The sequence below is a fragment of the Paracoccus sp. TD-10 genome (assembly GCF_048270675.1).
Classification (GTDB): Bacteria; Pseudomonadota; Alphaproteobacteria; order Rhodobacterales; family Rhodobacteraceae; genus Paracoccus; species Paracoccus pantotrophus.
Genome location: NZ_CP182421.1, coordinates 1 through 15,773, shown reverse-complemented (window position 1 = coordinate 15,773; position 15,773 = coordinate 1). Strand labels below are relative to the sequence as shown.

The 15,773-nt window shown below is 61.6% G+C and carries 10 protein-coding genes, 4 pseudogenes and 1 other annotated feature; of the genes and pseudogenes, 3 read left to right on the top strand and 11 right to left on the bottom strand.

Features of this window, described 5'->3' with window-relative positions:
- Nucleotides 1-57 precede the first annotated feature (57 nt).
- From tnpC to ACNKFW_RS22255, 4 genes and pseudogenes are all read right to left on the bottom strand, one after another.
- A pseudogene (gene tnpC / locus ACNKFW_RS22270) lies at nt 58-1,356 on the bottom strand (IS66 family transposase); the annotation flags it as partial.
- A 68-nt stretch (nt 1,357-1,424) separates the two neighbouring features.
- A complete protein-coding gene (gene tnpB, locus ACNKFW_RS22265; RefSeq protein ID WP_418025945.1) occupies nt 1,425-1,682 on the bottom strand; it encodes an IS66 family insertion sequence element accessory protein TnpB in 258 nt (85 codons plus the stop codon).
- Between the two features lie 54 nt (nt 1,683-1,736).
- Nucleotides 1,737-2,965 (bottom strand): IS3 family transposase gene (locus ACNKFW_RS22260; protein ID WP_179921265.1). Its coding sequence is split into 2 segments (ribosomal slippage): nt 1,737-2,677 and nt 2,677-2,965, totalling 1,230 coding nucleotides; the frame shifts between segments, so codons are not numbered across the junction.
- Nucleotides 2,568-2,684, bottom strand: a sequence feature (AL1L pseudoknot). (Overlaps the previous gene by 117 nt.)
- Before the next feature lie 53 nt (nt 2,966-3,018).
- Nucleotides 3,019-3,471: pseudogene (locus ACNKFW_RS22255) on the bottom strand (DUF932 domain-containing protein); the annotation flags it as partial.
- 118 nt (nt 3,472-3,589) lie between these two features.
- On the opposite strand from ACNKFW_RS22255, the gene tnpA reads away from it, so the two are divergent.
- From tnpA to ACNKFW_RS22240, 3 genes are all read left to right on the top strand, one after another.
- Nucleotides 3,590-4,021, top strand: a complete 432-nt coding sequence (gene tnpA / locus ACNKFW_RS22250; RefSeq protein ID WP_143091340.1) for an IS66-like element accessory protein TnpA — start codon at nt 3,590-3,592, stop codon at nt 4,019-4,021.
- Nucleotides 4,018-4,371 (top strand): IS66 family insertion sequence element accessory protein TnpB, encoded by a 354-nt coding sequence (tnpB, locus tag ACNKFW_RS22245; protein WP_028710877.1) that lies wholly within the window; start codon nt 4,018-4,020, stop codon nt 4,369-4,371. The genes tnpA and tnpB (ACNKFW_RS22245) overlap by 4 nt, the downstream gene beginning before the upstream one ends.
- 64 nt (nt 4,372-4,435) lie before the next feature.
- Nucleotides 4,436-6,109 carry an IS66-like element ISPpa7 family transposase gene (locus ACNKFW_RS22240; protein ID WP_024844429.1) on the top strand — a complete coding sequence of 558 codons (1,674 nt, stop codon included), beginning with the start codon at nt 4,436-4,438 and terminating at the stop codon, nt 6,107-6,109.
- 280 nt (nt 6,110-6,389) lie between these two features.
- Here ACNKFW_RS22240 and ACNKFW_RS22235 read toward each other — a convergent pair whose 3' ends face one another.
- The 7 genes and pseudogenes from ACNKFW_RS22235 to repA form a co-directional block, all read right to left on the bottom strand.
- Complete coding sequence (locus tag ACNKFW_RS22235; RefSeq protein ID WP_418025943.1) at nt 6,390-8,492, bottom strand: ATP-dependent nuclease; 2,103 nt, start codon at nt 8,490-8,492, stop codon at nt 6,390-6,392.
- A 281-nt stretch (nt 8,493-8,773) separates the two neighbouring features.
- Nucleotides 8,774-9,016, bottom strand: a pseudogene (locus ACNKFW_RS22230) (single-stranded DNA-binding protein); the annotation flags it as partial.
- Between the two features lie 309 nt (nt 9,017-9,325).
- Nucleotides 9,326-9,799 carry a hypothetical protein gene (locus ACNKFW_RS22225; protein WP_418025941.1) on the bottom strand — a complete coding sequence of 158 codons (474 nt, stop codon included), beginning with the start codon at nt 9,797-9,799 and terminating at the stop codon, nt 9,326-9,328.
- Between the two features lie 99 nt (nt 9,800-9,898).
- Nucleotides 9,899-12,061, bottom strand: a complete 2,163-nt coding sequence (locus ACNKFW_RS22220; RefSeq protein WP_418025939.1) for a ParB/RepB/Spo0J family partition protein — start codon at nt 12,059-12,061, stop codon at nt 9,899-9,901.
- 180 nt (nt 12,062-12,241) lie between these two features.
- Nucleotides 12,242-13,453, bottom strand: a complete 1,212-nt coding sequence (gene repC, locus ACNKFW_RS22215) for a plasmid replication protein RepC (RefSeq protein WP_074646408.1) — start codon at nt 13,451-13,453, stop codon at nt 12,242-12,244.
- 213 nt (nt 13,454-13,666) lie between these two features.
- Complete coding sequence (repB, locus tag ACNKFW_RS22210; protein ID WP_418025984.1) at nt 13,667-14,596, bottom strand: plasmid partitioning protein RepB; 930 nt, start codon at nt 14,594-14,596, stop codon at nt 13,667-13,669.
- Nucleotides 14,580-15,754 (bottom strand): annotated as a pseudogene (gene repA, locus ACNKFW_RS22205) (plasmid partitioning protein RepA); the annotation flags it as partial. The pseudogene repA and the gene repB, both read right to left, overlap by 17 nt.
- Between the last annotated feature and the right edge of the window lie 19 nt (nt 15,755-15,773).

Below are 15,773 nucleotides of genomic sequence, written 5' to 3'. Positions count from 1 at the left end.
ACCACTCGCGATCGGACGGATCTGGTTTTCGACCGGGTTGGTGTCCAGCTCGAGGGTGCCATCGTCGATAAAGCGGATCAGGCCGGGCCAGTGCGCGAGGGTGTAGCGGATATCCTCGGCCAGCAGGGACTTCCGCGGGATGCGCGAGAGCTGGGTCTCCAGCCAGGGCTTGAGCGCGGAGATGATCGGGGCGGATTGCTCGCGTCGGGTGGCCATGCGGACGGCCGGGTCCTTGCCGCGCACGGTCTTTTCGATCTGATACAGCAATGCGATCTGGCGCAGCATCTCCTCGGCGATGGGCGAGCCATCGCTCTCGACGCGTTTGACGAAGCGGCGGCGGACGTGGGTCCAGCAATAGACCAGCTGCCACGGCCCCTCATCGCGCGTGATCTCGGTCAGCGCATTGTAGGATTGGTAGGCGTCGCATTGCAGGAACCGGCCGCGGTATCCGGCCAGGAACCTAAGCGGATGTTCCCGTCCCCGACCGGGAGCGTAGTGGAACAGCACGAGGGGCGGGCCGGCACCGCCATGCCCGCGATCGTCGGATACGACGGCCCAGAAGTAGCCGCTCTTGGTGGCCTTCCGGCCCGGCTCCAGAACAGGCGCGCGGGTCTCGTCGACGAAGATCCGGTCGGCGACGCGCAGGTGGACCTTCATGTGGTCGATCACGGGCATCAGGTGGAAGCAGGCGCGGCCGACCCAATTGCCGAGTGTGCCGCGGTCGAGGTGGAGCCCCTGCCGCTCGAAGATCCCCGCCTGGCGGTAAAACGGAAGGTGGTCGCCGAACTTCGAGATGATGATCCATGCGATCAGCCGCTCGGTGGGCAGGCCGCCCGGCACGACGTGCTCGGGCGCATGAGCCTGCACTACGGCCTGCGAGCAGCGGCGACAGGCATATCTGGGGCGCCGCGTCACAAGAACCTGGAACTGCGCCGGGATCACGTCGAGCCGCTCGGAGACATCCTCCCCGATCCGGGCCATCTCACCACAACCGCAGGGGCAAAGGGTGCTGGCCGGCTCGATCACGCGCTCGACCCGGGGCAGATGCGCCGGCAGATGCCCACGGTTGCGCGCGGGCTTGCGAGGTTCTTCCCCTCGCGCCCGGGCAAGCGCGGCTTCAGCCTTCTCCTGTGCGGCCTCAAGCACGCCCTGGGCCAGTTCGGCGTCCTCGAGCGGCAAATTGAACTGGTCGGGTGACAACTTCTCGGAACTCTTGCCAAAGCGCTCGCGCTGCGAGGTGCGCAGGATACCCTCCAGCCGGCGGTTTGCCTCCTGCACCTCCGCGAGCGCTGCCTCGACCTCCGCGAGGCGGGCCTTCAGATGAGCGTTCTCGCGGCTGAGAGTGTCGGCATCCATGCCTGAAGTGAATCACGCTGATGCCGTTCTGGCCAGTAAAAACGGGGCCTCCAGTGCGTCGGACGCACTTACCCTGCAACCAGCGGGCGGCGCACCCGCTCGGGTCTTACCAGTCTCCAGTCCAACCCCTCGAACAGCGCCGCCAGCTGCGCCGAGGACAGGCGCATCACCCCATCCCGCACCTGCGGCCAGACGAACTTGCCGCCCTCGAGGCGCTTGTGAACGAGCACCATCCCGGTCTGGTCCCAGACCAGCATCTTGATACGATCTGCCCGCTTCGCCCGGAAGACGAAGACCGCCCCGCAGAACGGGTCGAGCCCGAACATCTCCTGCACCGCCAGTGAACCGCGCCGGGTTTTCCGGAGGCTGATTGACGTTAGTTACGCAGCCATGGCTTCAGTTTCCAGAGCTGCATAGAAGTTGGCCTCGGCTTCTGCGGGCGGGATGTTCCCTATGGGCTCGAGAAGACGGCGGTTGTTGAACCAGTCCACCCATTCGAGCGTCGCGTATTCCACGGCTTCCAAGCTGCGCCATGGGCCACGGCGGTGGATGACCTCCGCCTTGAACAGGCCATTGATCGTCTCGGCCAAGGCGTTGTCGTAACTGTCGCCGACGCTGCCCACCGAGGGTTCGATACCGGCCTCCGCCAAGCGCTCAGTGTAGCGAATAGACAGGTATTGCGAGCCCCTGTCGCTGTGGTGAACCAGCCCCATGCCCTTTCCCGGGCGGCGATCATGCACCGCCTGCTCTAGGGCATCGAGAACGAACCCCGCATGCGCCGAACTGCTGACGCGCCAGCCAACGATCTTGCGAGCATAGGCATCGATGACAAAGGCGACATAGACGAAACCCTTCCAGGTGGCGACATAGGTGAAATCCGACACCCACAGCATGTTCGGGGCCGGAACGCGGAACTGGCGGTTCACCTTGTCCAGCGGACAGGGAGCTTTCTTGTCCGGGATCGTCGTCCTGTGCGGCTTGCCGCGGATAATGCCCTGAATACCCATGCTCTTCATCAGCCGTGCCACCGTGCATCGCGCGACATCGAAGCCCTCACGGCCAAGCTGTCGCCAGACCTTCCGGACACCATAGACCCGCCAGTTCTCTTCGAACACGCGCAGGATCTCGGGGCGCAGCGCTTCGTCCCGACGTGCCCGATCCGACAGCCGAGACGGATCGGCCCGCTTCGCAAGGTGATCATAATAGGTGGACGGGGCGATCGGCAGCACGTCGCAGATCGGCTCGACCCCGTGCGCATCCCGGTGCGCGTCGATGAAACCCACCATCACTTCGACCGGCGGTCGAGCTCCGCCATCGCAAAATATGCTGACGCCTTGCGAAGGATCTCGTTCGCCTGGCGCAACTCGCGGTTCTCGCGTTCCAGCGCCTTCATCTTCTCGGCCATCTCGCTGGAGACGCCCGGACGCTTGCCGCTATCAACCTCGGCCTTCTTGACCCAATCGTTCAAGGTCTGCGGCGCACAGCCGATCTTCGCCGAAATCGACATGACTGCCTGCCACCGCGATCCATGCTGACCCTCATTGTCCAGGACCAACCGCACCGCGCGTTCACGCACTTCCGGAGAAAACTTGTTCGTTGTCTTGCTCATGATGCTCCACCTTACTCAGGAGTTGGAGCCTCCGGCAAACCCGGCGCGGTTCACAGTTCGGTCCGGCCGTCTTCCGTCTCGAAAGTCTTCACCTGCTCGGCGCGGTGGTTGGTCAGACCGTACTGCAGGTTGATCCCCGCCAGTGGCGCGGGAAGCTGCCGCAGGTAGGATGCCGGGGCACCGACGATGCTGGCAAGCTGGCCGAAGGCCCAGTGCGTGGGTGCGACCGGCTCATGCGCTTTCGGCAGGACCAAGTGCAGCCGCTCTGCACTGTCGCGCGCTGCCTCGACACGGATGTCGGCGGTTTGCACCACCCGGCTGCGGCTGCGCTCAGAGCGACCCTTCACATTGGCCCAGAGATCGTCGAGCGACAGGTACCGCTCGTCATCCGGCCTGTTGAACCATTCGGACGACACCCGCCCATTCCGGTCACCCCGGCTCACATCCACTTTCCAGCCACCAGCCCGCGTCGGCCGAACCGGATCCAGTACTTCCACAACGCCCATCGGCATTCCTCCGCGACAGGCGCCGGGAGCGTATGCGCCGTCTCCAGCCCATTGATATCGTGGGTTTCCTGCGAGCTGCGTAGGAGCGAGCCTCTTTGTGGTTTTCTGCAAGGGGGCGATGGTGGCGGATGGTGGCGACGGGTTCGTTGGTCGTGTCGAGGTGGTTCGTCGGACGCGGGGGTATCGGCGCTGGCCTGAGGCGGTGAAGGCCCGGATCGTGGCGGAGAGTTTCCAGCCCGGGGTGCGAGTTGTGGATGTCGCGCAGCGGCATGATCTTGCGCCGCATCAGCTCTCGGACTGGCGGCGCCAGGCGCGACAGGGGCTTCTGGCGCTGCCGGCGGATGCCATGGAGGCGGTAGGCGCGACCGTGGTGCCGGCGTTCGTGCCGGTGTCGGTAGATGACGAGGTGGATGCCTCGCCTGATGCCGCGCGCGGTGCCGAAGGGGTCGTCGGAATCGAGATTGGCGACGGAATTATTGTCCGCGTGCCGGGCGACGTGTCGGCGGAGCGGGCGGCGGCGCTTGTGCGTGCGCTGCGCAGGTCGGCATGATCGTCGCCGGGCAGCGGCTGCCGATCCTGGTGGCGACCCGACCGGTGGACTTCCGTTGCGGTCATCAGGCGCTGGCACTGATCGTTCAGAACACGCTGCGGCTCGATCCGCATTCCGGGGTGATGGTGATCTTCCGATCGAAGCGCGGCGACAGATTGAAGATCCTGGTGTGGGACGGCACCGGCATGGTGCTGGTGTATAAGGTCCTGGAGCAGGGCAAGTTCGCCTGGCCGAAGGTTCAGGACGGGGTGATGCGGCTGTCACGGGCGCAATGCGAGGCGCTGGTCGAGGGCCTGGATTGGCGGCGGGTGATGGCGCAGCGGGTGACGGTGCCGACTGCGGCGGGGTGACTCAGGTCGTCGTTCCGGGCGTTGTTTTGTTGGGCTTCCCTGCCGGGATCGGATAGAAAGGGCCATGTCGCAGCCCCTCGATCTGAGCCGCTTTCCTGACCTCCCGCCCGAGGTGGTGGCGGCCTTTGCAGCGCAGCACGAGGCGCTGGAGGCCGCCCGGTTCGAGGCCTCGGTCGAACGCGCGGCACGCCAGCACGAGCAAGCGGTGGTGGCCGAGAAGGAGGCGTTCATCGCCGAGCTCAAGGAGCTGGTGGTGACGCTGGAAGGCCAGATCCAGCAGTATCGCCGCGCGAAGTTCGGGCCGAAGTCCGAGAAGCTGGACCCCGCCCAGCTGGACCTGGCACTGGAAGACCTCGAGACTGCCATCGCCGAGACCGAGGCGCGCATCGCTGCGGTCGAAGAGAAGATCGCCGCCAGCACGCTCGATCCCGAGAAGAAAGCTCGGCGTAAACCGCGCAAAGCCCGGGCGCTGCCCGAAGGCCTGCCGCATGTGGAGCGGGTGGTCGAGCCCGACAGCATCGCCTGTCCTTGTGGCTGTGGCGACATGGTCCGGATCGGCGAGGACCGCAGCAAGCGGCTGGATTGCATCCCCGCGCGGTATCAGGTGATCGTCACGGTGCGACCCAGATACGCCTGCCCCAAGGGCCGGGCCGGTGTGGTGCAGGCAAAAGCCCCGGCGCATCTGCTCGAAGGCAGCTGGCCTACCGAGGCGCTGCTCGCGCAGATCGCGGTCGCCAAGCATTCTGAACACATGCCCTTGAACCGGCAGTCGCTGGTCATGGCCCGGCACGGGGTGCCCATCGACCGCTCGGTGCTGGCCGACTGGATGGGCCGGACCGGCGCGCTGATCGCGCCCGTGGTCGAGCGCATGACGGTGCTTCTGAAGACCGGCGGCACCCGCCTCTATGTCGACGAGACCACAGCCCCGGTCCTGGACCCAGGGCGCGGCAAGACGAAGACCGGATATCTCTGGGCGGTGCTACGTGACGATCGCGGTTGGGGCGGTCCCGCCCCGCCCGGCGTGGTGTTCCACTATCGCCCGGGCCGCGCCGGCGAGAACGCCGACGAGATCCTCGACGGGTTCGACGGGACGATTCAGGTCGACGCCTATGGCGGCTACACCCATCTGGCCAAGCCCGACCGGAAGGGCGGCAAGCCGCTTGCGCTGGCGTTCTGCTGGTCGCACGGCCGCAGGAAGCTCATCGCGGCCAGACCGAAGGCCGGCTCGCCCATTGTCGACGAGGCGCTGGCGCGCATCGCCGCGCTCTATCGGATCGAGGCCGCCATCCGCGGCAAGGATGCCGGCCTGCGCCGCACCATCCGGCAGGAGCAGTCCCGCCCCCTGGTCGATAAATTCTTCGCCTGGCTCGCCGCCCAGGCCGACCGGACCTCGCGCAAGTCGGATCTCGGCAAGGCCCTGCACTACATGCTGCGCCGCCAGGACGGCTTCCGGCTGTTCCTCGACGATGGCCATGTCGACATGGACTCCAACCTGGTCGAGAACGCCATCCGCAGCCCGGCCATGAACCGCCGCAATGCGCTCTTCGCCGGCCACGACGAGGGTGGCCGCAACTGGGCCCGCTTCGCCAGCCTGATCGGCACCTGCAAGCTGAACGACGTGGAGCCTTACGCCTACCTGCGCGATCTCTTCACAAGCATCGCCACCGGCCACCTCGACAAGGACATAGACGCCTTGATGCCATGGGCCTACGCGGCAGCGACCAAGACCTCACAATGAGCACATCCGGGACTCCCGGCTGAGCTCATTGTGAGCTTCACTAACCGGCACTCGCCCCCCAACGCACCCAACTCGCGCTCCCAAGCGCACCCCAAATCCCAATGGGACGGAGACGGCGCTTACCCGGGAGCCACTCTCCCAGCCTTCAACCTGTCACTGGGAAACCGGCTCGCCTCTCACTCTTTAAAAAGTCCGAGCAATACGGGACCAAGCTGGTGTTGATGTTGTTTCGAACCGAAGGTAGCTTTTTTGCACTTACCACGCGCGCCTTCAGGCGCCACTACGGTGCGTCTTGCGGCGAGAATGCCTCGAACAACCCGACCCACCGAACCACCACATCCGGCGGGATCGCGTTCAATCCCCGTGTCAGCATACGTTGTTTGACCTTGATCGACAGCGGCACTTTCCAATGTTCGTCAAGTTGCACGCCCTGCGCCTGTGCCCAGGCTTCGATCTGGCCCACAATTGGCAGGCCTGCCTGCACAACGTCCGCGAACCTAACGTCAGGTTCGCGTTCCATTCGGTCCAGTTCGTCGGCGATGATGTCAAATGGTATCAGGTCTTCGATCTCGGCACGCTCGTAGCCGACATGGGCTGCGACGTTAAGCACCTTGTCCGGGCTTTCCGCATACAGACCCTGAGCCAAGTTGGCGCGCATCTGTCGGCCAGGACCATCGTCGTCGAGCAGCATCATCGGCAGAACTTCGTCGCGACCAGTGAGGATGCTGGCCACTACACGCGCTGTCTTCGTTCCGCCAGAGGGTGGGAAGACCAATTCTCGTTTGGGCGTAATTTTCGCGCCGGAGACCAAGAGAGCCTTGATTGCAGTCAGGTAATGCTGATCCGACGGGCCTTCGACCAGCACGGGCCGACAACCAACAAGTAGGCTCTCAGCGACGCTCAGGTTCAGTGCAGAATGGACGGCATACGCCGCGCCCGCCTGCTCATCCCGGCCTTCGCTATGTCGCAGATTTGGTGTCGCCTTCGTGGTGCCGTCCGCCGCTACATAGACTTTACGAGCCCTCTCAAGTCGATCCGCATCGACCAGGAAGGGCGAGTGCGATGTATAGATGATCTGGTTGGTCTGGGACAGACTTTCAAAGAACGCAGAGAGGTCACGTTGGGCAAGCGGGTGCAGCGACACACCTGGTTCGTCGAGGAGCAGCACCGCTTTTTTGTGGTCGCCTCGGCTTTCGACAAGGAAGACAAGATAGAAACTCAGGAACCACTGCAAACCCGTGCTTCGGTTCTCAAGTTCTACCTCAGTTGGACGCCGGTCGTCAGCAACCCAAATACGAAAATGATTTCCGTCCGCCTCAAAACGGAAGCGGTAATCGCCTTGCTTCCACCAATCCCGAAAGCGAGTGGTCAGAGTTGCGCCCGCGGATTGCAGCAGGATTGAGCGCGTCCGTTTTTGCTCCGCGATGGCGGCAATCTCATCTGCGGTTGGCTCTCGATTCTGGCCATTCACCTCTTTGAAGTCACGTCCAAGTTCTAAGATTTCCTTTGCCTCCAACTGTACGAAGCTGAACAGCACCCGCAGCGTTCTCGCCTTTGCGGCTTCTTTCGCCCCCAAATCCTGTCGCACGAGGTTCTCAACAACATGCGGCAGGTAGATTTCTGAATCGAGGTTGCCGTAGTTGGAGTAATAGACAAATGGCGGGATTGCGTTCACGACTACTGCTTCAACGCCTTCGACACGGCCTGGTGGCGGTGTCATCAGCACGCGGAGCTGGTCGCCTAGTTCTGATGCCAGTTGCCTGACCAACGGGACAATAACGCTGGTCTCTGCTGGCTCTTCGGGTATTAGCCCATCGACTGCCTTGATGGCCGCGCGCAATTGAACCGCTCCAAGGTTCTCCGTGTCGGGCAGCGCATCAGAGGTGGCCCTGAGGCCTTGAACCAACTGAGGCTGCAGCTCGGATTCCTTCTTGAGAGCCTGCGCGGCTTCAACTGCGCCTGCGGCCCCAGTTAGCTTGCCCGCGAGCCACTCCCGCGTAACGGTGGTGATCCGTTGGTGCTTTGGAAATTCGATGTCGTAGTGACCGTCGAAGAAGCGCGTGACGCGGACAGTCTCAGCGATCTCAGCCGAAATACCTGCGGCTTGCGCGATGGCAGCGCCGGAAGCACCCGTATCGAACTCGGCTTCGATGAAGTGATAGTCGCCCGGCGCGTTGCGGATTTCTCCGAACATCGTTTTCGGATAGTCAGACGTCGGTTGGATCTCACCGTCTTGGGCAGGCTTGAGCTTCCAAAGTGGCAGCAGCAAATTCGTCTTACCAGACTCATTGACCCCAATCAGCGCTGTCACGTCGTCGGCCTCAAGCCAACCGCTGTCAGACACGGACCGGAAATTGGAAACTCTGAACCTGGACAATTTCATCTGCTGTCACTCCTAATCAGGCGCAATACTACTGGTTGTGTTGCTGCAAAGCAATGCAACACCATGTACCGACATCACCAACAAAAATGAGAGCGCGGAAGGACCGAAGTCGTTAGAAAGATCAAATGATCTTTCCCCATGATGTCCAGTGTCGGCATGCTGAGGTTAGAGGGAGTTTTCGCTTGGTGCAGCATCAGAAAGATGGGCACCAAACCGCCTCGCGGCAATCCGCCAAACCCGGCGGGGTAACCCGCCGGGCCCGAAGGGGGAGACCCCGTTCCTCAGAACGGGATCTCGTCGTCGCGGTCGACCAGCTCGGGGTTTTCGTTCTCGGCCGACTTCGGGCGGCTCAGGAAGTCGACCTTCTCGGCGATGATCTCGCAGCCGTAGCGGTCGTTCCCCATGCTGTCGATCCATTTGGTGTAGTGGATGCGGCCGTGGACGAGGACCTTCATGCCCTTTTCGCAATGCTCGGCGACCGTCTTGCCGAGACCGTTGAAGCAGGTGATGCGGTGCCATTCGGTGACCGCACCGTCCTCATGTGGTGAAATCGACTGAAAAGCATCCTTGCACCGCGGGCCGTTCCACATACGCGGGTTGATCTCGAAGACAGGATTCGGGGCAAGGAAGGGAATGGCGAGCGGGGGATGGTGCGACCGCTGACTGGAGCCGGGTGTCCCGCTGATGCTATCGCTGCCAGCCTCCCGGCAGACATTTGGTAGAAGACCTCCTTCCGTGTTGAATTGGATCCTATGGTGCCCCGCGATCTCGCAGGACAGGGTCGTGATTGGTGAGAGGCCCGCACTTTGGCGGGCCCCTTGGATTTTTCAGGCTCAGGCGGCGAGTTCTGCGTTCCCTGCCCTATCGCCGTCCTCGCTGCCGACAATCTCCAGCCGCGCGTTACGATAGCCTTCTCTGGCGATCCAGAGTTCCGCAGCCGTGACAGACTCGGCCAGGTGGAGCAGCTCCGTGCAACCGCCGAAATCCAAAAGGACACGCACCTGCCCGGGCTGTGGTTCCTCAGCGACCTCGAAGGTCAAGGCGCTATCCGCCGAATGGGTCCGCATGATCGTCACGAGTATGACCCCGTCCGAGGAGAAGTTCCCCTCGTGCAGCGTGAACGACGCCGGCGCCGTCCAGGTCGGATAGGGTCGTGGCGGCTCCTTCTTGACGAGACGGCCAACGCCGTTCGAGCGCTCCCAGGCCGCGAGTTTCTTCGTGAACCGCGCAGGCGGTTTCGGACTGTTGTCGGTGTAGCGAATGAGCGCCCCCAGGGGCGCGGTGTCGAGAATGGTGGTTGCAGACATGATTCCTCATTCTGAATGCACAAAATTGCATTCATCTTATTGATATTGTTGATTTTTATGTGATTGAGGGCGGGTTTCCCCGCCCTCGGATGGCGCAGATCACTCCGCGGCCATCATCGATGCCTCATTGCTCGGCAAGTCCGCTGTAAGGAAGGCGGGCAGGTCGACATCTTCGGCCTGCTCGGTGTCGGAGTCAGACGCCCCCTGCCCTTCCACACCGTCGAGTGCCTCGAGGTCGTGACGGCGAAGAACCTCCGGCAACCAGCCGCTGCCTTTCAAGAGACGCTCGGCTTCGGTCGCCATCTCGCCCTTCTTCAGATGATCGAGGAGCTGCGCCGTCCCCTCCCCTTTCGCCTCGCGCACAGCCTCGAGGATCCGCACCTTGGGCACGCGGTTCAGGTAGGTATCGGCCGTCGGCTTCCAGCCCGCCTCGACCATGTCGAGTTCGACCGCCTGTGCGACCAAGTCGGACTGGGTCATCCGCCTTGTCAAACCGCAGGCCGAGATACCAGCACCATAGGGGTTCACCTTCTCGTGGAGCGCGTTGATCCCGAAGCTGAGGCAATGCGCGAGCAGGGACAGCCGGCTCACCTGATCGAGGGAGGTCAGGTAATCCCAGAGAGCGGCATCGTCCCCAAGCGGAAGGTCGGTCTCCCACTCCGCGTGGCGATCGTCCACCAGCTTGGCCACCACGCTGTCCTTCAGGTCGCTCGCCTGCGCCGACATGTAGACGTGACGGACCGAAGCCTCGAGGCAGCTGCCCGCCGAACTGGACGTCCGGAAGGTGTCACCCACGAGCTTCAGGAGCAGCAGCGTCAACGCGACGTCAGGGGAGCGACCGACAGCTTCGCGCAGTGCCAATGTCCGGTGCGCCGTCAGCTCCATGATCAGCCGCTCGGGCAAGGGCTTCAGTGCACCATCGTCCTCGTCGTCAGGCACGTTGGCACCAAGCGCCTGACCGGCAGAGGTGATCACCGTGCCGTGGCCGATACCATCCACATTGCTCCCCGCTGAAAGCTCAACGCCCTGCCCGTCTGCCGCCTGTTCACCGCTGTGGACGTCGGCATCTTCCCGAGGCTCATCCTCGGGCCGCACGAAGCCCCGATAAACGGCAAGCTCGCCATAGCGGTCAAGCGTCACGAACGCCCCTGCCCGTGCGATCTCCTCATCGTCGAAGATCAGCGGCCGGGCCTCGAGCTTCTCCATCGCGACTTCCAACTCGCCAAGTCGCGCGTCGATCTCTTCGGGGAATTCATCCTGGCCCTCGTATTGCTCTTCGAGCGCCCGGTACTCGGCAAGCAGCTTGGCATGGGCCGCGCCTTCGTCATCCGTCATCGGCGCCGGGTCTCCGCTTAGCCGCCGCAAACCGTGGCTGTAGCCATAGGGCAGGTCGAGCGAGACCTCGATCCATTTCCAACCTTCGGTCGCAATCGCTTCGGCTTCAGCCTGAAGCTTTTCGCTGACCAGACGATCGAGCAGGGCAGGATCTTCTAGCCAACCGCCGTCATCGCCTTGGAAGAGGTCATGCAACATAGTGCCGCCCGCCGCCTCGTACGACTCGACGCCGACAAAGACGGCGCGCCGGTCCGATGCCCGCACCGAGGTTTCCGTCAGCATCCGCCGGATCTGATAGGGCTCCTTGTTCCACGAAGACTTGATCGCCTCCCAGACTTGAATCTGACGCTCGTGATCCGGATTGACCGTGAAGGCCATCAGCTGCTCCAGCGTCATCTCGTCCTCGGCGTAGAGCTCGAGCAGGGCAGGGGCCACGGCGGCGAGTTTCAGGCGCTGCTTCACCACCTGCGGCGTGACGAAGAAGGCGGCTGCGATCTCTTCATCGCCTTGACCCTTCTCCCGCAAAGCAACGAAGGCGCGGAACTGGTCGAGCGGATGCAGGGCTGCACGCTGCATGTTCTCAGCGAGCGAGTCGTCTTCGGCGAGGATCGCGGAAGTGGCATCCCGTACGATGCAGGGGATGGGCGTCGTCTTGGCCAGACGCTTCTGCTTCACCAGGAGCGAGAGTGCTTGGAAGCGCCGGCCGCCAGCGGGGATTTCGAACTTGCCGGTCTCGGACCCGTCATCCGCCAGAACGGGCCGAACGCTCAGGCTCTGCAGCAATCCGCGGCGGGCGATGTCTTCGGCCAGTTCCTCGACCGAGATGCCGGCCTTGATGCGCCGGACGTTGGACTGGCTCAGCACGAGCTTGTCGAAGGGAATGTCCCGGGACGGGGACAGGGTGACTTTCTGGGCAGATTTCGCCATCAAATCTTCTCCACGACGGGCGCCGGAAGCCACTCTTCCGATCTCACTTCCCGTCACCCCTCAAACCAACAAACCTTTCCCTCTCCTGTTCTGGCGCTCCCGAGACCGGACCTTAACAGCTGTTAAGTCGTCAATCCCGAGGTGGCGGAACAGTACGCAGTCTCTCAACCTTAACAGCTGTTAAGCTGCAGATCGTCGCCCAATCAATGCCATGACCATCGGCCCACAGGAAAACTCACCGGCCACAGCTTTGGCAGTCAGAGCTCGCAAGTATCCACCAGGCGATCTAATGTCCTCAAAGCGTTCCAGCATGGCAGAAACGACGATCGACGCTTGCTCCGGACCCATGAACCGCTGCGCTTCTTCCCATGCAGATGCACTGATCCCCATGGCTGGTCGCACATGGCATGCCGCATCGAAAAGCTGGTGCCAATGCCGGATTTCGCCTTGGTAGAAGGTCTTGAGCGAGGGACATGCCGCGATCACCAGGTGCAGCGGGATCTTTGGCAAGTGTCTTGTGTCCTGTTCATCGACGTCAGCCACGGGCTCATTCCTGTCCACATCTGGCACGTCGGCCGCCGCCCCGCTTTTTTCTAAAGCAGGTTCAAGATCTATAGATTCTTTATTTGAATTATGATGGTGACGCTCAGATCGAGCATCATTGGTGTTCATTTCTTCTGTTTCAGAGCCATCAATGATGTTGCGTGCCTGATCGAGGAGAGCTTCAAGATCTGCTCGATAGGCCGCGAGGTCCTCAATTGAAAGCTTGCGGCGAAGCGCGCGCGCTGTGAGGATAGCTTTGTCACGAAGCTGGTCCCAGATGCCTAGGCCTGGCTGCATCTCGTCTCCGAACTCCGCGAGGGCCGCGAGATCACGCCGCATGAGGCTTACAACTTCTCTCAGACGCCTGACGCGCTCCTCAGCCTCACGTACGGCCTCTGCGGCCCGTGCTATCTCCTCGGACTGGCAGTAGAGCGGGGAAAGATCGAAGCCAAAGGCGACGCGCTCTTCGCCGTGCTTGCGGACGTAGCGCTTTCCATTGGGGCTATCACGCCGCTGGAGCAAACCAGCCTCGACAAGACGCGCGAGGTGACGACGCATAGTGGAGCAGGGCATACCATTCAGGCGCTCACAGATCGCCTTGTTCGAGGGGAAGACTACCATCTCGGCGTTCCCGCCAAGTGCATCGTCTGGAAAGAAGCTGAGGAGCCCCTGCAAAACAGTCAAATCACGTTCTGACACGCCAAAGGCCGCTTGCGCCTTGGAGAGCTCGCGCAGGAGTTCCCACTTGTTGACGGGTCTGCCCGGAACAGATGCATCGGGTCGCTCGATCACGCGCAGATGGGCGTGCGAGATCGGCCGCATAAACGGCGAAATCGGTGTGTACTCCATGAAAACGTTCACGAAGGCAAAATTTCTACGGCCCGCGAATCGCTTTGCGCTTGCGGGGTAGGGGCCAGAACGCTACATTCAGAAGTGCGAAAACTGAGATTTTGTAGCGGGCTGATCCCGGTGCGAAACCTTACAAAGGTCTCGTGAAGCTAGCTTCTCGGGGCCTTTTTCTTTTTGCCTGTATCGTGCCTCCTTCTTGTTGGTTGCTCTTCCTCAGTCTCCTGAACGCTTCCAGCGCTCATGAAGCTCGGTAATCAGCTTTGGGGCATTACCCTCCAACCAGCTGATAAAATCAGGTTCATCCGTAGTCAGATCGAGTTTAAGCTGCTTGCCTTGGCGGCCGGTCTTGACCGTCGCAGCTCCGACACCGGGGATCGCCACAGCAGGCACGCCCTTTCCAGACGGGTTTGCTTTCTTCTCTGGGCTCTTCGCAGCTGCCAGAACTGCGAGAAACGCGCGCTCAGAAACCTCATCGACCGAGCCGGAACTTTCGGACTTGGCTGCATGAGCTACGGCTTGCAGTTGGTCTCGATCACCGTCGTAGGCACCCAAAGCCTTTTTGAGCTCTTCCCATCTCGGGCGACCAATCCCGGGAGCCGCACCAATTGCCTGGATGAGTTCCTCGCCGACCGTCCGAACGACACTCAAGAGCTGTGAAACCCCAGCTTCGTGGAGGTTAAGGACTTCGGCGACACCTCGATTGGTGCGCTCAGCCCCTTCCAAATGGTCACCGGCCAGAAGCGCCGTCGCCACAAGCGCACGTTCAATAAAGCTCAGATCACGACGCTCTTGGTTCTCGAGAAGCTGATCTCGAAGCGCTTGATCACCCTCAACTTCAGTGACGATGGCTCGAACTTTGATACCGAGTTCGCGACATGCTTCTAGGCGCCTGCGGCCATAGATCAGGTTGTAGCGATCGCCTTCAAGTGGGCGGACCAATACAGGCACACGCTGACCGTTCTTGGAGATAGAGTTCTTCAGGCCCTCAACTTCAATCTGAAGCCTGTCATCCAATCGACCTTCGGTAACAATCTGCGCCGGATCGATCTCAAATACACCGCCACGCAGTCGGCGCCCTTCAAGAGCGTCAGGAGCGTTGCGAAGGGTCTGCAGCGGCAGGCCGAGTTTAGGCTTTCTTGCCATTCCGCCCCCATGTGTTCTGGATGATTTCAGCGATCTCATCGTTGACTGCGTTCATGGATTCGATCGCACGATCAAACGTCTGACGCGTGAAGTCCTTCTTGTCAGCTTCATAGAGCGTTTGCTTGGTCAAGCCGGCATCAGAAATTGCGGTCGATTCAACCATGTGATTGGTCAAGACGGACCTCCCAAACAGCCCGCGAATGAAAGCGATGACTTCGGTTTGTGGCGCGTCGCCGACTTTGTATCGCGTTGGCAAAAAGCGCAGCCAATCGAAGCGCAGATTTGCGCCTGCATCCCTGATCACTCCCAGGAGATCCGCAGTCATTCGCAGGAATTGGGACATCGACATAAGGTCAAGCATCTGCGGGTGAACCGTCACGAGAACACCCGAGGACGCGGAAAGTGCTGACATCGTGAAGAAACCAAGCTGCGGCGGGCAGTCGATCACAACAACGTCGTAGTTCGCTTCAACACTATCGAGTGCGTCATGAACTCTCGCGAAGAACGCTTTCGCTCCGCCTCGCTGGATAGCAGCAGGCGTCTCGTGCTCGAACTCCATGAGTTCAAGGTTGCCCGGGATAAGATCAAGGCCGCGGATGTAGGTCTTGCGGATCACTTCGGCGATCGGAACCGGATCGTCATAGCGAACGGCATCATAGAGGGTTCCGCCCTCCATAAGGTCGAGTTCTGGCTGGATTCCGTGAAGAGCCGAAAGAGATGCTTGGGGGTCGAGATCGATCGCAAGAACCCTGTACCCCTTGAGCGCCAAGCGCTGAGCGAGGTGAGCAGACGTCGTCGTTTTGCCGGACCCGCCCTTGAAGTTCACCACTGAAATAACTTGAAGGTCGTCACCGTCGCGACGCCCAGGCACGTAAGTTCCAGACTTTTTTGCGTTTCCTTCAAGCGTCTGCCGGATTTCCCAGATATCGTCGAGCGTATAGCGACGATGACTTCCAGCCGTCGTCTCAACGTCAACGATCTTTCCTTCTCGATGAAGCTTCCGAAGATAGGTATGGTCGACGCCAAGGAGCTCAGCAGCTTCACCGCTGGTCAAAGTGCGCATCACCTTCTTTGCATCCGGAGGGAAGTGTGCGGCGCGCTGAGCATGCAGGTTCGACGCGAGAAGTTCCGCGTAGTGCCCGATGGCGATGTCTAGATCCTGCTCTACTTCGCTCAT